Raw genomic sequence first — 22,060 nt, 5'->3', positions numbered from 1 at the left:
TGCGCTGTGCTGGTCGGAAGCGCGTGCACCCCCGTCGCCGACGGCTCCGCCTCGGGCCCCCCCGAACGGACGCTTACCGTGTTCGCCGCGGCCTCCCTCACCGACGTCTTCCGGACGTGGGGCGCCCAGTTTGCGGAGCAGCATCCCGGCACCACCGTGGAGTTCGCTTTTGCGGGCAGCTCCGCGCTCGCCGAGCAGCTCGCGCAGGGCGCGCCCGCCGACGTGTTCGCCTCCGCCGACCAGGCCACCATGGACCGGGTCGTCGCTGACGTCGGCGTCGCCGACGAACCGGTGGTGTTCGCGCGCAACACGCTGCAGATCGCGGTCCCACCGGAGAACCCTGCCGGTATCGGCTCGCTGGACGACCTCGCCGCGGACGGGACAACGGTGGCGCTCTGCGCCGAGCACGTGCCGTGCGGTGCGGCATCCCGCGCGGTCCTGGACGCCGCCGGAGTGGCAGTGGACCCGGTGACGTGGGAGGAGGATGTGCGGGCCGCGCTCACCCGGGTCCGGTTGGGCGAAGTGGACGCCGCCCTCGTGTACCGCTCCGACGTGGTCGCCGCCGGAGGCGACGTGCACGGCATCGACATTCCGGAAGCGGCGGCCGCAGTCAACGACTATCCGATCGCGGTCCTCGCCGACGCGGCCGAACCGGAACTCGCCCAAGCGTGGACGGCTTTCGTGACCTCCCCGGACAACGCGAAAGTGCTGGACGATGCCGGCTTCCTCCTCCCCTAAGCCTGCCGGTGCCCCGCTGACAGGCCGGGTTCCCCGACTGCTGCTGGTGCCCGCGCTGCTCGGCTTCGGCTTCCTGGTGCTGCCGCTGTTCGGCCTGCTTGCCCGCACCCCGTGGTCCACGCTGGGCGCCCAACTGTTCTCCACGGGGGTGCGCGACGCGCTCCTGCTCTCCCTGGCCACAGCGAGCGCAGCCACCGTGGTCTCCCTCGTGCTGGGGGTGCCGTTGGCCTGGCTGTTGGCCCGCACCGAGTTTCCGGGACGCAGCCTCGTCCGGGCCCTGGTCACCGTGCCGCTGGTGCTGCCTCCGGTCGTGGGCGGGGTGGCGCTGCTCATGGTGTGGGGGCGCAACGGGCTGCTCGGCCGCTACGTGGCCGAGTGGACCGGCTACGGGCTGCCGTTCACCCCCGCCGGGGTAGTGGCCGCGCAAGTGTTCGTGGCCATGCCGTTCCTGGTGATGAGCGTGGAAGGCGCGCTGCGCGGCATGGACCGGCGCTACGAGGAGGCTGCGGCCACGCTAGGGGCGAACCGGTGGACCGTGTTCCGCCGGGTGACGCTGCCCATGGTGGCGCCGGGGATTCTCGCCGGCGCGGTCCTGTGCTGGTCGCGGGCGCTCGGCGAATTCGGGGCGACCATCATGTTCGCGGGAAACTACCCCGGCCGCACCCAGACGATGCCGCTTGCGGTGTACTTGGAGATGCAGCGCAGTCCGGAGGCGGCGGTCGTGCTCAGCCTGGTGCTGCTCGCCGTCTCCGTTCTCATCCTCGTCGTGCTGCGGGACCACTGGCTGGGGGCACGGTGACCGCGCCCGTCCCCGTCGTGGACGCCCACCTGGTCGTCCACCATCCCGGTTTCACCGTGGAAACCCGCTTCCAGGTGGCGTCCGGCCACGTGCTGGCGCTGCTCGGCCCGAACGGTGCGGGAAAGTCCACGGTGCTGCGCGCCCTGGCCGGGCTGCTCCCCGCGCAGGGACACCTGCGGGTGGACGGGGTCGACCTGTTGTCCGTGCCCGCGGAGCGGCGCCCGGTCGGTTTCGTGTTCCAGGACTTTCTCCTGTTCCCCCACTTGACCGTGGTGGAGAACGTGGCATTCGGCCCGCGCTGCCAGGGCATGCCCGCGCGGCAGGCCCGCCGGCTCGCGCTCGACCTGCTCACCGACATGGGGGTGGCCGAGTACGCGCGTGCGCGGCCGCGCACGCTCTCCGGGGGCCAGCAGCAGCGGGTGGCGCTCGCCCGGGCGTTGGCGACCCGGCCCCGGCTTTTGCTGCTGGACGAGCCGATGGCCGCGTTGGACGCGGACACGCGGATGTCGGTCCGCGCTATGCTCCGCTGCCGGCTCACCGCTTTCTCCGGGGCGACCGTACTGGTCACCCACGACCCGCTGGACGCGATGGTGCTCGCCGACCGGGTGCTGGTCCTAGAGGACGGGGTGTCCGTGCAGGAGGGGACGCCTGGGGACGTGGCGCGACGGCCCCGCACCGACTACGTGGCCCGCCTGGTGGGGGTGAACCTGTACCGGGGCCGGGCCGCGGGCACGCGGGTGCAGCTTGCGGGACCCCACGGCTCAGCCGTGGCGTTGACGGTGGCGTCTCCCCACGACGGGGAGGTGTTTGCCGCGTTCCCGCCGCATGCCGTAGCCCTGTACCGGGAGCGTCCCCACGGCAGTCCCCGCAACACGTGGCTGCTGACCGTGGACGGGGTGGAACGGTTCGGCCCCCACGTGCGGGTCCGCCTGTCCGGGGCGGTGGAGGTGAACGCCGACATCACCGCGGCCGCGCTCGCCGACCTCTCCCTCCGTCCGGGGGACCGGGTGTGGGCCGCGGTGAAAGCCACCGAAGTGGAGTGCTATCCGGTGTGAGCGGCGGGCTGCGGGGCCGGACTGCCGTGGCCTACTCCGCGAGGTGAGCGCCCGGCTCCTACTCTGCTTCCGCCAGGGCTTTCAGCCGCAGCAGCGTCTGCTCGATAGCGCGGGCGTTGCGCGCGGGATAGCCCGCCAGCTGGTAGAGGATCGCGAACGGGCCCGCCGGCGAATAGTCGAAGGTCTCCGTGACCCGGGTCGTGTGGTCGTCCACCGGTTCCAGTTGCCAGCGCCAGCGGTGCGGGCCGATGTGTCGCCAGGCGATGCGCCGGTTCTTCTCGTATTCCACTACCCGGTTGGTCATCCGGTAGGGCACGCCGAGCATCGACATGTCCATGCGGAACTCGGAGCCCGCGGTGAGGGTTTCCGGTCCGTGCAGGCAGCCGCTGACCATAGCGGACCCGTCGATCTCGGCGTGGCGGCGCGGATTCGTGAGGATCGCGAAGATCCGTTCGGCAGGGGCGTTCACGGTGATGCTGCGGGACACCTTCTGTGTGGCCATGGGCCCAACTTAACCGAGTGGCCCCGGCTAGCCGGGCAGGCCGTGGTGCTCTACCGCAACAAGAGAACCGTCTTTGGCGTCCCGGTGCACCACCCAGAACGCGCCTTTCCGCAGCGCCCACCGCGACCGGGCGGGGGCACCGGTCTGGGCGGCGGCTTCCGCCATGAGATCCGCCACGAGTTCGCCGTGCGTGCACACCAGAGTGGGCTGCCGCTCCTCGACCAGGGCCCGCATCGTCTGGCGGGCGGCCTGCGGGTCGTAAGCCTGGGCCCCGGAGCGGAGCACCCCCACGGTGAACGTGTGCTCCGTGCGGATCTCTACCCCGTGGGCGGCCGCGTACGGCACCACGGTCTCGAGACAGCGCGCGGCCGTCGAGGAGACCACGCGCAAAGGCCCGAATACGGCGAGGATGTCGGCTACTGCGCGCGCGTGGGCCCGCCCTGCCTCGTCCAACGGCCGAAGCAGGTCGTAATCGTGCCATTCGTTTTTGTTCCCGGCCGAGGCGTGCCGCAGCAGCACCAGCGGCACGGTCTGTGCGGGTCCGTGCAGGAAGTCGTCAAGGACGCGGACGTCGCTGGGATAGGTGAGCCGGGCGCGGGCTTCTGCCGCGGGCAGCCATTCGACCGCGTCCACCTCCGCGGTGGGGGTGAACTGGGCGGTCGTGCCCGGTGCGGGGGTGGCGGCCCACCAGTCGACCTGTTTGGGCCAACCGGACTTCCAGTAGCGCTGCGTGGCCAGGCGACGGCCCAGCCTCGGGGTGACCCCGGTCTCTTCCACGGTTTCCCGCACCGCGGCGACGAGGACGTGCTCCCCTTCGTCCAGTTTCCCTTTCGGCAGGGTCCAGTCGTTGTAGCGGGGCCGGTGGACCAGGGCTATTTCGCGGCCGCGGCCGGTGTCCCGCCACAGGACGGTCCCCGCGGCCCGGACAGGTTCCAGGTAGCCGCCGGGCGCGGCGGATTCCACGGCGTCCGGATGCCGGTCAGGAGTGGGCGGCGGCTCAGTCATCGACCACCCTCAGGTAGCGGTCGCCGCGCAGGGTGCTCTGTACGTCCACGAGCGGGTTTCCTTCCTCATCGTGGGTGAACCGGGTCCAACTGCCGTCCGGGTTGAGGTGCCACGACGACGTGCTGTCCGCCATGGCCAGGTCCATGAGGGTCATGAGCCGGGAACGCTGCCCCGGATCAACGATGCGGACCAGCACTTCCACCCTGCGGTCCAGGTTGCGCGGCATGAGGTCGGCGCTTCCGATCCACACCTGTGGCTCTCCGCCGTTGGCGAAGACGAAGATGCGGGAGTGCTCCAGGAACCGGCCGAGGATGCTGCGCACCCGGATCGTCTCGGAGAGCCCTGGCACCCCGGGGCGGAGGACGCAGCTGCCCCGCACCCACAGGTCGATGGGGACCCCGGCCCGGGACGCGAGGTAGAGGGCGTCGACGATCTCCTCGTCGACCAGCGAGTTGGTTTTGATGCGGATGCGGGCTGGCAGCCCTTGCTCATGGTTGGCGATCTCGTGCTGGATCTGGCGCAGCAGGGCTTCCCGCAGCGCGTGCGGGGCCACGAGCAGCCGCCGGTAGTGCTTTTTACGGGAGAAGCCGGTGAGGTGGTTGAACAGGTCGCTGAGGTCTTCGCCTACTTCCGGGTCGGCGCTGAACAGTCCGAAGTCCTCGTAGATGCGGGCGGTGCGCGGATTGTAGTTGCCGGTACCGATGTGGCAGTAGCGGCGCAGGCTGCCGTCGTCTTCTTCCCGGACGACGAGGGCGAGCTTGCAGTGGGTCTTCAACCCGACCACCCCGTAGACCACGTGGCAGCCCGCCATCTCCAGTTTGCGGGCCCAGCGAATGTTGTTCTGCTCGTCGAAGCGGGCCTTGATCTCCACGAGGACGATGACTTCTTTGCCGGAGCGGGCGGCTTCGATGAGGGCCTCCATGATCGGGGAGTCGCCGCTGGTGCGGTACAGGGTCTGTTTGATCGCCCGCACTTTCGGGTCGGAGGCCGCGAGTTCGATGAACCGCTGGGTGGTGGTGGCGAACGACTCGTAGGGGTGGTGGACGAGGAGTTCGCTGCGGCGCAGCACTTCGAAGAAGTCGTTGTGGGCGAGGACGCGCGGCTCGACCGGGACCATCGGCGGGTATTTGAGTTCCGGCCGGTCGAGTTCGTGGAGTTGGGCGAGGCCGGAGAGGTCCAGCGGGCCGGGCACGCGGTAGGTCTCTTCTTCGTCCGCGCCGAGTTCTTCGCGGAGGAGGGTGAGGATCTCGTCGGAGATGGTCTCTTCGACCTCCAGGCGCACGAGGGGTCCGAAGCGGCGGCGCAGCAGTTCCCGTTCCAGGGATTTGACGAGGTCGTCGGTTTCGTCTTCGTCCACTTCTAGGTCGGCGTTGCGGGTGACCCGGAACGCGTGGTGTTCCAGGATCTCCATGCCTTCGAACAGTTGCGGCAGGTGCGCGGAGATGACGTCTTCGACGGGGACGAAACGCTGGCCGCCGAGTTCGGTGAAGCGCGGCAGCGCCGGGGGGACTTTGATGCGCGCGAACGTCTGCCGTCCCGTGTGCGGGTCGCACACTCGGACCGCGAGGTTGAGGGAGCGCCCGGAAATGTAGGGGAACGGGTGGGCCGGGTCGACGGCGAGCGGGGTGAGCACCGGGTAGATCGTGCGGCGGAAGAAGCGGTGCATCTGCTGCTTCTCTTCGGTGGTGAGGTCGTTCCAGCGCACGATGCGGATCCCGGCTTCGGCGAGCGCCGGCGCTACCGAGGTGTGGAAGCATGCCGCGTGCCGTTCCATGAGCTCGTGGGTGACTTTGCTGATCTCCCGTAGTTGTTCGCGGGGGTCCTGCCGGGAGGAGACGGGGACCCCGGTGGCGAGGCGGCGTTTGAGTCCGGCGACCCGCACCATGAAGAACTCGTCGAGGTTGCTGGAGAAGATGGACAGGAACAGGGCCCGTTCCAGCAGCGGCAGCGTGGTGTCTTCCGCGAGTTCCAGGACCCGCTGGTTGAAGCGGAGCCAGCCGATCTCCCGGTTCATGAAGCGGTCGGGGGGCAGGAGGTCTCTGTCTCGGGTGAGCATCTGCGCTGCGTTCACCGCTACGGCCGCTGTCTTCTTCTGCACCATGCGAAGCTGCCCCCACTTCCCGTGCATCCGGGCACCGACGCCCCGCTGACCCCTGTGATATTCAGGCAACATGCCCCGGAACAGTGAACCCCAAAACGCCCACCGGGGGACTTTAGGCATATGCCACGTAACGTTCTGTGATGAATAGACCGGCGGGGAAGCGGCGGAACGCCGGAGAGGCACGGGATGCCCGGTCGGGTGCTGCGGGCCACGGCCCCGCCGCGGAACGCGGATTTCTACCCCTTGGTAGCGGGGTGTTTTCGCTATTTCACGGACAGCAGCGGGTTGTTCCCGCCATCCTGGGACGTATGCGACGCGAACGTGTGGAGTACATTGGCGGCCCGCTCGACGGCAAGATCGTGGAGCTCGGGCCAGACGAGGACGTCACGGTCGGCGCCTACCTGACCATTCCGGGGCACACTCAGCGGGCGGTCTACGAGCCGGTGCCCGGGGACATTGTGTACCGGTGGCATTTCCTGGGGTGGATCGACCGCTGACACCGCCGTGTCCGTGCCGCGGGGCGGCCCGGTCGGAATCGGCGCCGCCCGTCCGCGGCGGCCAGGCTCAGGCGGTGCGGGAAGCGGCACGCTCAGCCGCGGCCAGTGCAGTGACCGCGCCCAACTCCCAGCACGCTTCCCGGTCCGCGCGGGACAGTTCGCCGACCACGGTGACGGGCGGCCGGTGCCGGTGCCAGGACATGCCTTTGGCGATGGTCTCCACGGAGCGGACCGCGCCGGTGGTGTCGTTGTTGCCGTGCACGTAGAGCGTGTAGGGCAGGCCCGCGGTCTCTGAGAGGCACGGGTAGTACACCTGGTCGAAGAAGTGTTTGAGGGCGCCGGACATGTAGCCGATGTTGGCGGGGGTGCCGAGGATCACCGCATCGGCGGCGAGCACATCCACGGCGGTAGCGGCCAGTGCCGCGCGGGTCACCACTTCGACGCCGTCGATCTCGTCGGTTCGTGCTCCTTCCAGGACCGCTTCCAGCATCGCCTGGGTGCTAGGAGACGTGGTGTGGTGCACGATCAACAGTCGGGCCATGTCCCCAGTATCCCCGCACCACCGTGGCCAAGCCGATCAGGCCCGTACGCCACGCCGCCGTGCCTCTTCCCACGGCTCCGTCCGTCCACTGCTCAGCTCACAGCGGCCCGGCGCAGCAGATAGACGTCCATCACCCAGCCTTGCGCCGCCTTGGCGCGTTTTCGGGCGGCGCGGATCGCGTCCATCACCTCACCAAGCCGTCCTGCGACCAGCTCCTCGCTTGCGGTGCCAAGGTTGGCGCCCCACCAGATATCCCAGCCCGCACCGGGCAGCTCAGCACAGGACAGGCAGCCGTCGAGAAACACCACCAGAGTGTCGGCCCCGCGGGCCACATCGGTGCCGAGCCGCCGTCCGGTCGTCACCGTGATCGGGCCGCCGATGCGGTTGAGCACGATCCGGTGTCGGGCTGCGAGCAGCTGGACGCTACTCACTCCCGGAATCACCTGGTAGTCCAGGTCCACTCCGCAAGATCGGATGCGTTCCACCACCCGGATCGTGCTGTCGTAGAGGCTTGGATCACCCCAGACGAGAAAACCAAGCACCTCATCGGGGCGGGTGTGTTTCACGATGGCGTCCGTATAGGCGCGTGCTCGGGCAGCATGCCAGTCCCGGACCTGCCGGCCGTAGCCGTGGTCCGCCACGGGGGCACGGTCTCGCGGCGGGTCAGGCACCGTCACGATCCGGTAGTTGTTTCCAGTGATGTGGCGGCGGCAGATTTCTTCCCGCAGCGCCACCAAGTCACCGGTGCCTTCCCGGCCTGCCGCTGCCTCTTTGTCCGCGACAAGAAAGACGTCGACCTCGTTGAGCGCCCGGACAGCCTCGACCGTGAGCTGGTCGGGTCCGCCCGGCCCGATACCGATGAGCAGGGCTTTCCGGGTCACGTCCGATTCGTCCCCCGGTCCTCCAGTTCTCCCTCGACTTCCAGGTAGACGCGGCGCAGCGCCTCCATTGTCTGTGGGTGGGGCTCCCGCCACAGGCCACGATCAGCAGCCTCGGTGAGCCGCTCCACAATGCCCTGGAGCGCCCAGGGGTTCGCTTGCCGGAGGAACTCCTGATTCTCGGTGTCCAGGACATAGGTCTGGGCGAGGGTCTCATACATCCAGTCGTCGACCACCCCCGCGGTCGCGTCGTAGCCGAACAGGTAGTCGACAGTGGCGGCCAGTTCAAATGCGCCCTTATAACCGTGGTTCCGCATCGCCGCCAGCCACCGGGGGTTAACCACTCGGGCACGGAAAACCCGGGCGGTCTCTTCCCGCAGCGACCGGGTGCGCACCTGGTCCGGTGTGGTGGAATCGCCGATGTAGGCCTTCGGCTCGACGCCGGTGAGGGCGCGCACGGTGGCGACCATGCCGCCGTGGTATTGGAAGTAGTCGTCCGAGTCGGCGATGTCGTGCTCGCGGGTGTCCGTATTCTTCGCGGCTACCGCGATCCTCCGATAGTTGGCACGCATGTCTTCCGCAGAAGGCTCACCGTGCAGGTTGCGCCCGTAGGCGAAACCGCCCCACGCGGTGTAGACCTCGGCGAGATCAGCGTCGCTACGCCAGTCACCAGAGTCGATCAGCTGGAGCAGGCCTGCCCCGTAGGCACCGGGGGCGGAACCGAAGATGCGCCGCAGCGCGCGTTCACGGTCACCGTGTTCCGCGAGGTCGCTGCGGACGTGAGCCCGCACGTAGTTAGCGTCGTCCGGTTCGTCGAGTTCCGCCACCATGCGGACGGCGTCGTCGAGCATGGCGACCGCGTGAGGGAAGGCGTCTCGGAAGAACCCGGAGATGCGGACGGTGACGTCGATGCGTGGGCGTCCCAACTCGGGCAGCGGGATGACGCTCAGCTCCCGCACCCGGCGGGACACCTCGTCCCATTCGGGGCGCACCCCGAGGAGAGCGAGCACCTCAGCGATGTCGTCTCCAGAGGTACGCATAGCTGAGGTTCCCCATACTGATAGCCCCACCGAACGCGGATACTCGCCGGTTTCGGCGCGGTAGCGTTCAATAAGCGCGTCAGCCAATGCTTTCCCGGTCTCGTAGGCGAGCTGGCTCGGGATGGCCCGGGGGTCGACGGTGTAAAAGTTGCGGCCGGTGGGCAGTACGTTAACCAGGCCACGCAGCGGCGATCCCGACGGTCCGGCGGGAACGAAGCCGCCGTTGAGGGCATGGAGTACCGCGGTGATTTCTTGACGGGTGTCTGCGAGCCGTGGAATGACGTGCTCGGCCGCAAACCGGAGCACCCGGACCACGTCCGGAGCGGTCTCGCCGAGCCGGTCCGCCACGACCTGTGCCTGTTCCGGATCCCAGCCGGCTTCCTCCATGGCCTCGACCAGGGCGCGGGCCCGGGCTTCGACGGCGTCAACCTCCGCCCGGTTTCCGGTGTCTCCCGCCAGGCCGAGAGCACGGCGCAGTCCAGGCACAGCACCGGCCTGCCCACCCCACACTTGGACAGCACGCAGGATGGCCAGCACCAGGTTGACGCGGGCCTCGCCGACAGGCGCCCCACCTAGCACGTGCAGTCCGTCGCGGATTTGAGAGTCTTTGACTTCGCACAGCCAGCCGTCGACGTGCAGCAGGAAGTCGTCGAATTCCGCGTCATGCGGCCGCTCGGACAGCCCCAGGTCACGGTCGAGTTTGGCGGCCTGGATGAGAGTCCAGATCTGCGCCCGGATCGCGGGAAGCTTCGCCGGATCCATCGCGGCGATGTTGGCGTGCTCGTCGAGGAGCTGCTCCAGCCGGGCGATGTCGCCGTAAGACTCGGCGCGTGCCATCGGGGGCACAAGATGGTCGATGATCGTCGCGTGGGCCCGCCGCTTAGCCTGCGCCCCTTCACCCGGGTCGTTGACGAGGAAGGGGTAGATGAGCGGCACCGCGCCGAGTGCGGCATCGGTGGCGCACGCCGCGGACAGTGCGGCGTTCTTGCCGGGCAGCCACTCCAGGGAGCCGTGTTTGCCGAGGTGGACGATGGCGTGGGCGCCGAAGCCGCATTCCAGCCACCGGTATGCGGCGAGGTAGTGGTGGGACGGCGGCAGGTCGGGGTCGTGGTAGATCGCCACCGGGTTCTCTCCGAAACCACGCGGCGGCTGGATCATGAGCACCACGTTGCCTGCCTGGAGGGTAGCGAGCACGATGTCGCCGTTGTCGACGAAAAGCGTGCCGGGCGGCTCTCCCCAGTGCTCGTTCACCGCGTCAATCAGTTCACCGGGCAGGTCGGCGATCCACTCCCGGTAGCGTTCGGCCGGGATGCGCACCGGATTTCCCGCTAACTGTTCGGCGGTCAGCCACTCCTCGTCCTGTCCACCGGCTTCGATGAGGGCGTGGATGAGGGTGTTACCCGCTTCGGTCTCGTCCGCCAGGTCCACACCGGGAAACCCGTCTCCCAGGTCGTATCCGGCGTCCCGCATGGCCCGCAGCAACCGCACCGCGGAGACGGGGGTGTCCAGGCCCACGGCGTTGCCGACTCGGGAATGCTTGGTGGGGTAGGCCGACAGCACGATCGCGACCCGGCGCTGGGCGGGTGGGATGTGCCGCAGCCGGGCATGAGCGACGGCGATGTCGGCTACTCGGCGGCACCGTTCCGCATCGGTGACGTAGTGGGGCAGTCCTTCGTCGTCGAACTCCTTGAAGGAGAACGGCACGGTGATGATGCGCCCGTCGAATTCGGGGACGGCGATCTGGGATGCAGAGTCGAGGGGGGACGTCCCCTCGTCGGAAGCCTTCCACTGATCACGCCCCCACGTCAGGCAGAGCGCCTGCAGGATCGGAATGTCGAGTCGCGCTAGTTCACCAACGTCCCACGCCTCGTCGTCGCCTCCAGCACTGGCTGTGGCCGGGCGGGTTCCTCCCGCGGCGAGCACGGTGACGACCAGCGCATCCAGGGTGCCGAGCTCCGCGAGGAGTTCCGGGGATGCGCTGCGCAGCGACGTGCAGTAGATGGGGACGGCGACCGCTTCGCCGGTAGCGTCGACCGCGTCAGCCAGGTCGTGGACGAAACGAGTATTCCCGCTGGCCTGGTGGGCGCGGTAGTAGAGGATGCCAATCCTCGGCAGCCCGTCCCGGTCCGCCTGTGGTGGCGTGGACCGCTCAAGCAGGCCCCATTCGGGCAGTTCTGTCGGCGGATCAAAACTCCCACCGGTCAGCAGCACGGTGCTGCTGAGGAAGGCATGCAGCGCAGCGAGGTTGTCGGGCCCCCCGTGGGCCAGATAGCGGTGGGCTTCAGCAGCGATCCCGACGGGTACGGTGGAATGGCTCATCAGCTCCGCGTCCGGGGTCTGCTCTCCGCCCAGCACCACAACGGGGACGCCATGGGTTAAAACCTGGTCGAGGCCCTCCTGCCACGAGCGCGCAGACCCCAGAATGCGCACAATTACCAGGTCAGCGCCGTGAAGCAGGGCGTGGAGCGAACCGGGATCTGTTCCGGTGACGTCGAGACGCGACGGGTTGCCCCAGACGTAGTTTGCGCCGCTGGCACGTGCCGACAGCAGGTCGGTGTCCGAGGTGGAAAGCAGTGCTATGCGAGGCATCGGCGACCTGTCCCAGCCCCAACAATCGAGGGAGTCGGTGGACCCGCGGCGGGCGGTACAGGACGCGGCACAGCATCAGCCATGGTCATGGTCTCCAAACCCTCGTGGACATGACGCGTCGTGGCCGGTCTCCTGGCTGACGAGTCACCGCCGCCGAGCTGACCTTCCCAGGCTGGTGCCCGGTGGCCGCGGGGTGGTTTCCCCAAGCAAAGCTCGACGACTCCTCGATCACAGTGGCGAGGGCCGCGCCGGTCTTGCACCGGTCTTCCCGTTCACCACGACGCGACCACCATAGCGCAGGGCAAGAAAGCGTATGCAACCATGTTCCGGTGTTCTGTCTACAGCCACCTGACCGCTGCCCCGGCGTGCTGCGTCCCCATTTCGCAGCCGACGGCGCTCTGCTGCGTATTCGTATTCCCGGGGGGCATATTAGCCGTCGCGGGATAGCCACGCTTAGCCAGATCACCGCAAAATTCGGCGACGGTAATCTCCATTTAACTTCACGTGGAAACGTGCAAATCAGAGGGATTCCCGTCACAGATGATCAACAGATTCCCAACGAATTACCTCATATTGTGGCAGCATCCGGATTCCTGCCTTCATCTACCCATGATCGGGTACGCAATATTGTCGCTTCTCCCCTTTCCGGAATAATCGGTGGCAGAATGGATGTTCGCCCCCTCGTCTCCGCTCTAGACCGGGCACTGTGCACTGATCCACGACTGGCAGAGCTGCCCGGACGGTTCCTTTTCGGTCTTGATGACGGCCGCGGCGATCTCGCTGGAATGCCTATCGACTTAGGAATTTACGCGATCGACGAACGGTCGGCACAAATACGTGTCGGCACCTTTTCAGGGCCTGTGATTTCATCTACAGAAATCGTTGATATAATCCTTGATCTCGCTCACCGTTTTCTCGATATAAGCGAGGGAAAATGGAATGTCGTTCAGCTACCAAAAAAAGGACGAGAACTACTCAACAACGTCGAGTTTTCCAATTTTTTACGCCATACAAAAAGCGGCGATCGCTGGAGCGTTGAACGGTTTCGAAGAAACATCCTTCACGGAATTATCACCATTTCCACCGCTGAATCCGCTGTGGCGGGTTCAGTGCCGCTAGGCGTTCTCACCCCGCCCATGCAGCGGGCTCTCTTGGATGCAGCGGAGCACAGCGACAGCACGATCATCCTCACCCCGTGGCGGGGAGTGATCGTCACCCCTGTCCCCACCGACCAGGCCAGCAACGTCGCAGCTTTGCTCCAGGAAGCCGGGCTGGTCCTCGACCCGGCATCGCCGTGGAGCCGGATCAGCGCCTGCATCGGCTCCCCCGGCTGTGCTCGCAGCCGTGGCGACACCCGGTCTCAAGCCGTCAAGCTCGTCCGCCGCCTATCCTCCCCCGACACATCCGACGACGGATCCCCCTACCACATCGCCGGGTGCGAACGCGCCTGCGGTGCCCCGCACACCCCGCACACCCTCGTCCTTCTCGGGAGCAGCACGTGACACCGCATTCCGACAGGCCCACCCCGCTCTCCCCGCCGCCTCGGCGCTACACCTACGAGACCGACAGCGCAACCATCTACGCGCACTCCTTCGCCACCATCCGGGCCGAAGCCGACCTGTCCGGGCTCCCCACGGACGCCGAAAAGATTGCGGTCCGCATGATCCACGCCTGCGGCCAAACCGACCTCGCCCGTGACCTGGTCATCCACCCCAACCTGGTGCCCGCGGCCCGAGACGCGCTGCGCGGCGGGGCCCCCATCCTCACCGACGCACGCATGGTGGCGTCCGGGGTGACCCGTTCCCGGCTCCCCGCCGACAACGAGGTGCTGTGTCTGCTCAACGACCCTCGTGTTCCCCAACTCGCCACGGCGTGGGGGACGACGCGCTCCGCGGCCGCGGTGTCGCTGTGGACGGACCGCTTGGCAGGCGCAGTCATCGCGATCGGCAACGCCCCCACCGCCCTATTCCACCTGCTAGAGCTGATCGACTCCGGCGCGCCCCGACCAGCCGCGATCATCGGCGTGCCCGTCGGGTTCATCGGCGCGGCCGAATCCAAAGAAGCCCTCATGTCCCACCCCGCAGGCATCCCCTACCTGGTGGTACGTGGCCGCCGCGGAGGCTCGGCGCTAGCCGCGTCCGCGGTCAACGCTCTCGCGCAGGAGGAGGAATGAGCAGCACCCCCGGCCGCCTGTACGGCGTCGGCCTAGGTCCTGGAGACCCGGAATTCATCACCCGCAAAGCAGCCCGACTGATTGCCGAAGCCGACGTCATCGCCTACTACTCAGGGACACACGGCCGCTCTATCGCCCGATCTATTGCCGCAGATGTGATCCCGGAGGGAGTGATCGAGGAGAAACTCGTCTACCCGGTGACGACCGGAACCACGGACCATCCGGGCGGCTACGAGGGCGCCATCACCGAGTTCTACGACGCGTCCGCCCAACGGCTCGCCGCCCACCTGTCACAAGGGCGGGACGTCGTGGTGCTGTGTGAGGGCGACCCGCTGTTCTACGGCTCGTACATGTACCTGCACGACCGGCTGGCCTCCCGGTTTCCCACCGAGATCGTCCCCGGTGTGACGTCGATATCCGCGGCTTCTGCTGCGGCGGCGTGCCCGCTCGTGCGCCGCACCGACGTGTTGACGATCCTCCCAGGGACCCTGCCCCCACCCGAGCTGGCCCGGCGACTGGCCGACACTGACGCTGCCGCAGTACTGAAGCTCGGCCGCCGCACCTTCGCCGGTGTGCGCGAGGCGCTAGCCCAGGCAGGGCGACTGGAGGACGCTGTCTACGTGGAACGCGCCTCCATGGCTGAACAGCGGATACTTCCAGTAGGGGACGTAGCTTCCGACGATGTCCCCTATTTCTCGCTGATTCTCAGCTCCGGGGACAGCACGCCACGCAACCGGAGACCGCGAGGCAGAGTCCGTGCACCGCAGCGCACCCCAGCCCCCCATCATCCGGACTCGCCCGCCGAACTACTCGTGGTGGGTCTCGGCCCCGCTGGCGAGCAGTGGCTGACCCCGGAAGCAGCGCAGGCGCTCGCCAACGTCGACCACGTGGTCGGCTACGGCCCGTACGTGGACCGCGTTCCGGTGCGTCCCGGTCAGCAGCGGCACTCCAGCGGCAACACGGTCGAATTGGATCGGGCCCGGTTCGCTCTTGACCTGGCCTTAGCCGGGGAGCGGGTGGCCGTGGTCTCAGGCGGGGACGCTGGCGTGTTCGGGATGGCCTCGGCGGTCTTCGAAGCGGCCCAGGATCCCCGCTACGCGGACGTTCCTGTGCGGGTACTGCCAGGGCTGACCGCGGTGCAAGCAGTGGCGGCACGAGCGGGCGCGCCCATTGGCGGGGATTTTGCGGTGCTGAGCCTGTCCGACCGGCTCAAACCGTGGGAGGTGATCGAAGCCCGGTTGGAGGCGGCAGCCCGCGCCGACTTAGTGCTGGCGATCTACAACCCTGCGTCCCGTTCCCGGCGCACCCAGGTGGCGCGAGCCCGCGACGTCCTGTTGCGACACCGGCGGGACAACACCCCGGTGGTGGTCGGCCGTGACGTGGGCCGCGAGGGCGAGTCGGTGGAGGTCACCACGCTGGGAAAGCTCGACCCGGAAGGCATCGACATGCGGTGCCTGCTCATCGTGGGCTCCTCCAGCACCTCCGTGACGGCTGCGGGAGCGGTGTGGACACCGCGGTTTGTGGCGGAATAGCTCACGCAAATCCCGCTTCCGGGCAAGCACGCGGCGGGAAACACCCCTGCGCTGCAGCGGGGAACTCTCGTGGCCGTGCCGCGGCTGGCGGGGTGCGGTGCGCGCGCCGCACAGGGCGGCACTGCGCGGCCGGGTACACCCGCCCACACCCTCTCGGCAGGTCCTAGCCGCCCACGGCCTGCTCTACCCGTTTCCCGCCCCAACTGCGGTTCGCTCACGGACGTCCCGGTTTCCCCACATCCGCTGCCAGGGGATTTAGCTCGCCTCGCGGTTCCGCTCACGGGCCGGGTCGTACAAGTGCGAGCAGACGATCTCCGACACATCCCACTCGCGGCTGGCCAGCGCCCGCCCCACCAGGATGACCGCGGTATGGCGCAGCCCTGCCGCCTCCACGTGGTCGGCGATATCGGTGAGGGTGCCGCGGAGCACGAGTTCGTTGGGTCGGGTCGCGTGAGCGACGACCGCCACAGGACAATCAGCCCCGTATTCGGGGACCAGCTGCTCGGCAAGAACCCGGATGTGTCGGATCGCCAAGTGCAAGACGAGAGTCCCGTGGATCTTCGCGACGTTCTCCAACGCCTCCGATTCCGGCATTTTCGTGGAGCGTGCCCGGGTGCGGGTAAGCACCACCGTCTGCGCCACCTCCGGAACCGTCAACTCGGTGCCGAGCAGGGCCGCGGCCGCCGCATAGGCGGGCACCCCAGGGGTGACGTCCCACGCCACCCCTGCCTCGTCAAGCCTTCGTGTCTGCTCGGTTAGCGCGCTATAAAGCGACGGGTCTCCAGAGCAGAGCCGGACCGCGTCCAAACCGCGCCGGTCCGCGTCGACCAGGTGGGCGATGATCTGGTCCAGGTCGAGGTGCTGGGTGTCCACTAGTTCCGCGTCGTCAGGGCAGTGGGCCAGGATCTCAGCGTCGATATAGGTACCCGCATACAAGCAGACAGGAGTGGTGCGCAGCAGTTCGACCGCGCGTAGCGTCAGCAGGTCAGCTGCGCCGGGGCCAGCACCCACGAAATGAACCGTCATGTCTCTCTTCCCTGATCTGTTTTGGTCGCGGCCCACTGGACAACCGGACGGGCCGGACGCCATCCCGTGAACGACCCCAGGGGGGCAGCCCGTTCCACCGAGAGGCGTGTCAACTCTCCGCCGTGGCGCCGCCACCGTTCCACCAAGACTGCTTCCGTCTCCAAAGTCACGGCGTGCACTACGATGCGGCCCCCGGGCCGCAGGGCCGCCCAGCACCGGTCCAGCACGGACGGGTCGGTAGCCCCACCACCGACGAACACCGCATCGGGTGGCTCCAGTCCGCTCAGCGCGTCAGGCGCACTACCGTGGACCACGCGCAGGGAGGGCACACCAAGCCGGGCAGCGTTACGCGTGATCCGGTGCACCCGTTCGGGGTGCCGCTCAATCGCAACAGCCCGGCACCGCGGGTCGGCGCGCAGCCATTCCACGGCCACCGACCCTGCTCCCGCTCCCACATCCCACAGCAGGGCCTGGGGTTGGGGGCGGAGCGCACAGACCGCGGCAATCCGTATCTCTCGTTTGGTGAGCTGCCCGTCGTGGTCGAACGCCTCATCCGGCAGCCCGGGGGTAAGCGGGTACCCACCGTTTCCGGTGACCGCCACGCACACCACGTTCAACGGCGGCGCGTCCCGGCCCCGCCACTCGGCCGCGGTGGCTTCGATCCGTTCCTCTCTGCTGCTCCCCAGGTCGGACAGGACCGTCATGCGGCTATCGCCAAGGCCGTGTTCGACCAGCCGGGCTGCGACCGCGGCAGGCGTCGTCCCATCCGAGGAGAGCACCACCAGCCGCCGCCCGGGGGTGAGGTAGCGGCGCACCGCGTCGACGTCGCGTCCCACGAGCGTCACCACATCCACAGACTCCGCGCTCCACCCCATCCGTGCCCGGGCCAGGGCGACCGAGCTCACCGCGGGCAGCACCCGCACCCGGTCTGCGCCGAGCAGTCGCACCAGGGTGGTGCCGATCCCCGACAGGAGGGGGTCCCCGGAAGCCAGCACGACGACACGGCGGTCACGGTACCGGTCCAGGAGCATTGGAAGACCGCTCAGCAACGGGGACGGCCACGGTTCGCGTACCGCTCCCGTGTCGGGCACCAAAGCCAAATGTCGAGTACCGCCGAGGAGTACCTGGGCTTCGCGGATAGCGTCGCGGGACGCCGGCGGCAACCCTTCCCAGCCATCAGCGCCTATGCCGACGACAGTGACCGGTGTCTTCATGGCGGGCCACCTTAACGGATCGGGGAAGTCTCCCAGCGCTCTGGGCACCCGGACCGCCGCTGGCTAGACTCGGCGACGGCGGAACCGCCGAGGTGCCCCAATCCACGGGGATAATCGGGAAGCCGGTGCGAATCCGGCACAGGCCCGCTGCGGTGACCTGGGAGCCGCCGATCACGCGCATCGCGCAGCCACTGGACGGCAGTCTGGGAAGGCGATCGGACGGTGTTGATCAGGAAGTCCGAAGACCGGCCTCGGCATGGCTGCCGTTTTTGCCGATCCCCCAGCGGGAGCCTGTGGAGGAGCGTGTGCACGTCTATCCGTTCAGCGCCATCGTCGGTTCGGACGACCTGGTGCTGGCCCTCATTCTGACCGGTATCAGCCCTGACATCGGGGGCGTCCTTATCCGCGGCGAGAAGGGAACCGCAAAATCAACCGCGGTACGCGCGCAGGCAGCTCTGCTGCCCCCGATCACCGTAGTCACCGACTGCCGGTTTTCCTGCGACCCTGCCGCCCCCGACCCTGACTGTCCAGACGGACCGCATCCCCCTTCAGTTGCTTCCGCGACCCGCCCAGTGCGTCTCGTGGAGCTTCCTGTAGGCGCGGGCGAGGACCGGGTCGTGGGCTCCCTACACCTGGAAAAAGCCCTGTCGGGCAGCGGTGTCGAATACGAGCCCGGACTGTTGGCCCGTGCCAACCGCGGCATCCTCTACGTCGACGAAGTCAACCTACTCCACGACCACCTGGTGGACCTGCTCCTCGATGCGGCAGCGATGGGGCGGGCCACCGTGGAACGTGACGGTGTCTCGCTCAGCCACGCCGCCCGGTTCACCCTTGTGGGAACGATGAACCCGGAGGAAGGGGAGCTACGGCCCCAGCTGTTGGACCGGTTTGGCTTGTCCGTGGAGGTTGCAGCACCCCGCGATCCGGCCGTGCGGGCGGAGATCATCCGTCGACGTCTCGCCTTCGACGCCGACCCCGCCGGTTTCACCTCCGCCTACGCCACTGCCGAGCAGCAACTGGCGGAACGTATCGCGGACGCACGTCTCCGGCTGCCCAAGGTGGTGCTCGGCCAGGAGGCACTGTTGGCTATCGCCGAGGTGTGCGCCGCGTTCGATGTGGACGGTATGCGTGCCGACCTAGTGTGTGCCCGGGCCGCGGTGGCCCACGCCGCGTGGTGTGGCCGCACCGACGTCACCCGAGCCGATGTGCGCGCTGCCGCCCGCCTTGCCTTACCGCACCGACGGAGGCGGACCCCCTTCGACAGTCCCGGCATGGATGAGGGCCTGCTGGACGAGATCCTCGGCGAAGATCACGATCCGGACCCTGGGCCGGACGGTTCCGGAGGGCCAGGCGGTCCACCATCGGACAGCGGTTCTGATACTCCGCCGCCCACCGCCGGCTCCACTCCTGACCCTCCCGCCAGCGGCCTCGGATCCCCCACCTCGTCCAACGACGATCCCCGGCCGGATGCTCCGGCCCCGGTGTCGGTCACAGCACCCGAGGAACCGTACCGCCCTCGGCTTTTCACGGTCGCTGGCACGGGGAAAGGCACGCTAGGCCGCCGTTCACGAGCTATCACAACATCGGGGCGCACCGTCGGCGACGTTCCCGCGGGCCGGGGAACTGGGCCGATCCACTTGGCCGCCACGGTTCGGACAGCCGCGCTGCGGCACGCGACATCTCGTTCTTCCCCGGACACCACACGGCTTTCTATTGCCCTCAGTGATCTACGCAGGTCCCTCTGTGAAGGCAAGGAATCCAACCTGGTGCTGCTCTGCGTGGACGCTTCCGGTTCTATGGCTGCCCGGCGGCGCATGTCCCAGGTGAAGACAGCTGTTCTCGCACTGCTGCTGGACGCCTACCGCAGACGGGACCGAGTGGGGTTGATCACGTTCCGAAACCATGAGGCTACGCTCACACTTCCACCCACCGGATCAGTGGACGTAGCAGCAGCCCGCTTGCGGGAGTTGCCTGCCGGAGGCCGTACCCCACTAGCTGAGGGCCTATTGAAGGCCGCGGAGACACTGCGCCGCGAACGGTTACGCGACCCGGATCGCCGCGCCCTGCTCGTGGTCGTCACCGACGGCCGGGCCACTGCCGGCCCTAAGGCAGTGGAGCGCTCGTTGCACGCCGCCGACCACCTGGCCCGCGAAGGGGTCTCCGCGCTGGTCATCGACTCGGAGACGGGACGGTTCCGGATGGGGTTGGCCGCTGCGCTCGCCCGCCGCATGGGTGCCGAGTACGTCCACGTTGGCGAGGTCAGCGCCGAAGCCATCACGTCAGCAGTAGCCGGAGCAACCACGAGGGCGGCTTGATGCCTCAAGGACAACCATCGTTCATCCCCGACGACGGACTCACCACCCGCCAGCGCCGCTACCGTCCGCTGCTCATCGTGCACACCGGTGACGGCAAGGGAAAGTCCACTGCAGCGTTCGGCCTGGCCTTGCGCGGGTGGAACCAGGGGTGGCGGATCGCGGTGTTCCAGTTCGTGAAGTCCGCGAAGTGGCGGGTTGGGGAGCAGACCGCATTCGACACGCTTGCCGCAGTACACCGTGCGCAAGGGGTGGGAGGCCCCATCGAGTGGCACAAAATGGGGTCAGGGTGGTCGTGGTCGCGCAAGCCGGGCACGGAAGCCGACCACGCGGCCGCTGCCGCAGAGGGGTGGGCCGAGATCAAGCGCCGCCTCGCCGAGCAACGGCACGACCTTTACATACTCGACGAGTTCACGTATCCGATCACCTGGGGCTGGGTCGACGTCAACGACGTGGTGTCGACGCTGCGTGAGCGTCCGGGACGCCAGCACGTGGTGATCACCGGCCGCCGCGCGCATCCCGCGCTGCTGGACGCAGCCGATCTGGTCACGGAAATGGTGAAAGTGCGACATCCCATGGACTCCGGGCAGAAGGGGCAGCGCGGTATTGAGTGGTGACGTTCCCGCCGCGGTCCTGCCACGGCTAGTGATCTCCGCTCCCACGTCCGGGGCGGGTAAGACCACCGTGGCTACCGGGCTCATGGCGGCGCTGCGCGCTGCCGGATACGACGTGTCCGGGCATAAGGCCGGACCGGACTATATCGACCCCGGCTACCATTCCCTGGCAACCGGGCGGCCCGGCCGCAACCTCGATGTGCACTTGCACGGTGAGAACCTGCTGGGCCCCTTGCTGCTACACGGCGCCTCCCATCCGCGGCCGGCCGACCTGGCCGTGATCGAAGGCATGATGGGCCTGTATGACGGGAAGCTCGGGGGGCGCGGGTTTGCGTCCACCGCGCATGTCGCCGCCCTGCTGGACGCTCCGGTGGTGCTGGTCGTAGACGTGTCTCACGTGTCGCGGTCGGCCGCGGCGATCGTGGCGGGCATGGCAGTGTTCGACCAGCGGATTCGGATCGCCGGAGTCATCTTGAACCGGGTGGGCTCCAGACGGCACGCCGCCGAGGTCGCTTCCGCGGTGGAGGACGTCGGTGTCCCCGTGCTGGGGGCACTGCGCCATGACAGCGGACTTGCTGTTCCTTCCCGGCACTTGGGTTTGGTTCCTGCCGAGGAACGGGCCGAGGCAGTAGCGGCCGTGGAGCTGCTGGCGGAACGCATCGCCGCACAGGTGGATTTGACTGCCGTGGTAGAGGTGGCACGATCCGCGCCACCGCTGCACGCCCAAGCGTGGTCCGCGCAGGAGGCGCTCCGTGCCGCAGGGTTTCACCCTGTCTCCGCGCAGCGAGACCACCCCGTGGTCGCGGTAGCTGGAGGGCAAGCCTTCACCTTCCGCTACGCCGAAGTCGAGGAGCTGCTTCGCGCCGCGGGCTGCCGCCCGGTGGTGTTCGATCCAATGTCCGACCCTGCGCTGCCCGACGGCACCGCGGGAATCTACCTGGGCGGCGGATTCCCCGAGGTGTACGCCGCAGAACTGGCGGGGAACACGGCGCTGCGCACCGCGCTGCGGGATGCGGTGCGCTCAGGCGTGCCGACGGTTGCCGAATGCGCGGGCCTGCTGTATCTGTGCCGTGACGTGGATGGCGCCCCCATGGTGGGGGCCTTGGACGCGGTGGGACGCATGACGTCCCGCCTGGCTCTCGGCTACTACTCGGCGCTGGCCCCCGCAGAAACACTCGTGGCGGCGGAGGGAGACCGGGTGCCCGGGCACACGTTCCACCGCACCACAGTCACCTCCACTGGAGAGCAGGCGGGTCCGGCCTGGCTGTTGGACGGGCAGCCCGACGGTTTCTCCTCCGATCCGGCAGGCATCGGCCGTCCCACACTCCACGCCTCCTACCTGCACACCCACTGGGCAGGCTGCCCGCAGGCCGCGGCCCGGTTCGCGGCTGCAGTCTCCACCCAGCGGCCTTGTTGATCCCGCACCGTGCCCCGGCTGAGAGTG

At 68.2% G+C, this 22,060-nt stretch carries 18 protein-coding genes and 2 riboswitches; of the genes, 10 read left to right on the top strand and 8 right to left on the bottom strand.

Features of this window, described 5'->3' with window-relative positions:
• Positions 1-6: 6 nt before the first annotated feature.
• From modA to TFU_RS01615, 3 genes are read left to right on the top strand one after another with little or no spacing between them, the layout of a single operon-like run.
• Positions 7-738, top strand: a complete 732-nt coding sequence (gene modA / locus TFU_RS01625; RefSeq protein WP_016188120.1) for a molybdate ABC transporter substrate-binding protein — start codon at positions 7-9, stop codon at positions 736-738.
• Positions 716-1,537, top strand: a complete 822-nt coding sequence (locus TFU_RS01620) for an ABC transporter permease (protein ID WP_011290774.1) — start codon at positions 716-718, stop codon at positions 1,535-1,537. The genes modA and TFU_RS01620 overlap by 23 nt, the downstream gene beginning before the upstream one ends.
• Complete coding sequence (locus TFU_RS01615) at positions 1,534-2,592, top strand: ABC transporter ATP-binding protein (RefSeq protein WP_011290773.1); 1,059 nt, start codon at positions 1,534-1,536, stop codon at positions 2,590-2,592. Before TFU_RS01620 ends, TFU_RS01615 begins: the two co-directional genes overlap by 4 nt.
• A gap of 58 nt (positions 2,593-2,650) precedes the next feature.
• On the opposite strand, the gene TFU_RS01610 is transcribed toward TFU_RS01615, so the two are convergent.
• The 3 genes from TFU_RS01610 to TFU_RS01600 are packed head-to-tail and all read right to left on the bottom strand — an operon-like array spanning position 2,651 to position 6,200.
• Entirely contained in the window at positions 2,651-3,094 is a 444-nt protein-coding gene (locus tag TFU_RS01610; RefSeq protein ID WP_011290772.1) for an SRPBCC family protein, read from the bottom strand.
• 27 nt (positions 3,095-3,121) lie between these two features.
• Positions 3,122-4,099 carry an NUDIX hydrolase gene (locus tag TFU_RS01605; protein ID WP_011290771.1) on the bottom strand — a complete coding sequence of 326 codons (978 nt, stop codon included), beginning with the start codon at positions 4,097-4,099 and terminating at the stop codon, positions 3,122-3,124.
• Positions 4,092-6,200, bottom strand: coding sequence for an RNA degradosome polyphosphate kinase (locus TFU_RS01600; RefSeq protein ID WP_011290770.1), 2,109 nt, complete (start codon positions 6,198-6,200; stop codon positions 4,092-4,094). Before TFU_RS01600 ends, TFU_RS01605 begins: the two co-directional genes overlap by 8 nt.
• Positions 6,201-6,508: 308 nt before the next feature.
• Between TFU_RS01600 and TFU_RS01595 the strand changes: the two genes are divergently transcribed.
• Positions 6,509-6,697: a hypothetical protein gene (locus TFU_RS01595; protein ID WP_016188119.1), complete on the top strand. Its 189-nt coding sequence runs from the start codon at positions 6,509-6,511 to the stop codon at positions 6,695-6,697.
• 67 nt (positions 6,698-6,764) lie between these two features.
• On the opposite strand, the gene TFU_RS01590 is transcribed toward TFU_RS01595, so the two are convergent.
• From TFU_RS01590 to cobN, 3 genes are all read right to left on the bottom strand, one after another.
• Complete coding sequence (locus tag TFU_RS01590; RefSeq protein WP_011290768.1) at positions 6,765-7,238, bottom strand: flavodoxin family protein; 474 nt, start codon at positions 7,236-7,238, stop codon at positions 6,765-6,767.
• Between the two features lie 92 nt (positions 7,239-7,330).
• A complete protein-coding gene (gene cobF / locus TFU_RS01585) occupies positions 7,331-8,119 on the bottom strand; it encodes a precorrin-6A synthase (deacetylating) (RefSeq protein ID WP_011290767.1) in 789 nt (262 codons plus the stop codon).
• A complete protein-coding gene (gene cobN / locus TFU_RS01580; protein ID WP_011290766.1) occupies positions 8,116-11,745 on the bottom strand; it encodes a cobaltochelatase subunit CobN in 3,630 nt (1,209 codons plus the stop codon). The genes cobF and cobN overlap by 4 nt, the downstream gene beginning before the upstream one ends.
• A gap of 104 nt (positions 11,746-11,849) precedes the next feature.
• Positions 11,850-12,051, bottom strand: a riboswitch (cobalamin riboswitch).
• 23 nt (positions 12,052-12,074) lie between these two features.
• On the opposite strand from cobN, the gene cobG reads away from it, so the two are divergent.
• From cobG to TFU_RS01565, 3 genes are read left to right on the top strand one after another with little or no spacing between them, the layout of a single operon-like run.
• Complete coding sequence (gene cobG / locus TFU_RS15665) at positions 12,075-13,247, top strand: precorrin-3B synthase (protein WP_104612630.1); 1,173 nt, start codon at positions 12,075-12,077, stop codon at positions 13,245-13,247.
• Positions 13,244-13,918 carry a precorrin-8X methylmutase gene (locus TFU_RS01570; RefSeq protein ID WP_011290764.1) on the top strand — a complete coding sequence of 225 codons (675 nt, stop codon included), beginning with the start codon at positions 13,244-13,246 and terminating at the stop codon, positions 13,916-13,918. The genes cobG and TFU_RS01570 overlap by 4 nt, the downstream gene beginning before the upstream one ends.
• Complete coding sequence (locus tag TFU_RS01565) at positions 13,915-15,450, top strand: precorrin-2 C(20)-methyltransferase (RefSeq protein ID WP_011290763.1); 1,536 nt, start codon at positions 13,915-13,917, stop codon at positions 15,448-15,450. Before TFU_RS01570 ends, TFU_RS01565 begins: the two co-directional genes overlap by 4 nt.
• 255 nt (positions 15,451-15,705) lie before the next feature.
• Here TFU_RS01565 and TFU_RS01560 read toward each other — a convergent pair whose 3' ends face one another.
• Both TFU_RS01560 and TFU_RS01555 read right to left on the bottom strand, forming a co-directional pair.
• The gene (locus tag TFU_RS01560; RefSeq protein WP_011290762.1) at positions 15,706-16,476 is read right to left on the bottom strand and encodes a cobalt-precorrin-4/precorrin-4 C(11)-methyltransferase; all 771 of its coding nucleotides are present in this window, start codon (positions 16,474-16,476) and stop codon (positions 15,706-15,708) included.
• Entirely contained in the window at positions 16,473-17,690 is a 1,218-nt protein-coding gene (locus TFU_RS01555) for a bifunctional cobalt-precorrin-7 (C(5))-methyltransferase/cobalt-precorrin-6B (C(15))-methyltransferase (protein WP_011290761.1), read from the bottom strand. Before TFU_RS01555 ends, TFU_RS01560 begins: the two co-directional genes overlap by 4 nt.
• Positions 17,691-17,763: 73 nt before the next feature.
• A riboswitch (cobalamin riboswitch) is annotated at positions 17,764-17,959 on the top strand.
• Between the two features lie 36 nt (positions 17,960-17,995).
• On the opposite strand from TFU_RS01555, the gene TFU_RS01550 reads away from it, so the two are divergent.
• Genes TFU_RS01550 through TFU_RS01540 form a run of 3 tightly spaced genes read left to right on the top strand, consistent with a single transcriptional unit; the run spans position 17,996 to position 22,033 of the window.
• Positions 17,996-20,005, top strand: a complete 2,010-nt coding sequence (locus tag TFU_RS01550) for a VWA domain-containing protein (RefSeq protein ID WP_016188116.1) — start codon at positions 17,996-17,998, stop codon at positions 20,003-20,005.
• Positions 20,005-20,619: a cob(I)yrinic acid a,c-diamide adenosyltransferase gene (gene cobO / locus TFU_RS01545; RefSeq protein ID WP_011290759.1), complete on the top strand. Its 615-nt coding sequence runs from the start codon at positions 20,005-20,007 to the stop codon at positions 20,617-20,619. Before TFU_RS01550 ends, cobO begins: the two co-directional genes overlap by 1 nt.
• Positions 20,609-22,033, top strand: a complete 1,425-nt coding sequence (locus TFU_RS01540) for a cobyrinate a,c-diamide synthase (protein ID WP_011290758.1) — start codon at positions 20,609-20,611, stop codon at positions 22,031-22,033. Before cobO ends, TFU_RS01540 begins: the two co-directional genes overlap by 11 nt.
• Positions 22,034-22,060: the final 27 nt, after the last annotated feature.

This window comes from Thermobifida fusca YX (assembly GCF_000012405.1).
Classification (GTDB): domain Bacteria; phylum Actinomycetota; class Actinomycetes; order Streptosporangiales; family Streptosporangiaceae; genus Thermobifida; species Thermobifida fusca.
This window is presented reverse-complemented; position numbering and strand designations above follow the sequence as displayed.

Coding starts and splice junctions, on each gene's coding strand:
- TFU_RS01620 (WP_011290774.1), top strand. CDS start 716: ATGCCGGCTTCCTCCTCCCCTAAGCCTGCCGGTGCCCCGCTGACAGGC.
- TFU_RS01610 (WP_011290772.1), bottom strand. CDS start 3,094: ATGGCCACACAGAAGGTGTCCCGCAGCATCACCGTGAACGCCCCTGCC.
- TFU_RS01605 (WP_011290771.1), bottom strand. CDS start 4,099: ATGACTGAGCCGCCGCCCACTCCTGACCGGCATCCGGACGCCGTGGAA.
- TFU_RS01600 (WP_011290770.1), bottom strand. CDS start 6,200: ATGGTGCAGAAGAAGACAGCGGCCGTAGCGGTGAACGCAGCGCAGATG.
- TFU_RS01595 (WP_016188119.1), top strand. CDS start 6,509: ATGCGACGCGAACGTGTGGAGTACATTGGCGGCCCGCTCGACGGCAAG.
- TFU_RS01590 (WP_011290768.1), bottom strand. CDS start 7,238: ATGGCCCGACTGTTGATCGTGCACCACACCACGTCTCCTAGCACCCAG.
- cobN (WP_011290766.1), bottom strand. CDS start 11,745: ATGCCTCGCATAGCACTGCTTTCCACCTCGGACACCGACCTGCTGTCG.
- TFU_RS01565 (WP_011290763.1), top strand. CDS start 13,915: ATGAGCAGCACCCCCGGCCGCCTGTACGGCGTCGGCCTAGGTCCTGGA.
- TFU_RS01560 (WP_011290762.1), bottom strand. CDS start 16,476: ATGACGGTTCATTTCGTGGGTGCTGGCCCCGGCGCAGCTGACCTGCTG.
- TFU_RS01555 (WP_011290761.1), bottom strand. CDS start 17,690: ATGAAGACACCGGTCACTGTCGTCGGCATAGGCGCTGATGGCTGGGAA.
- cobO (WP_011290759.1), top strand. CDS start 20,005: ATGCCTCAAGGACAACCATCGTTCATCCCCGACGACGGACTCACCACC.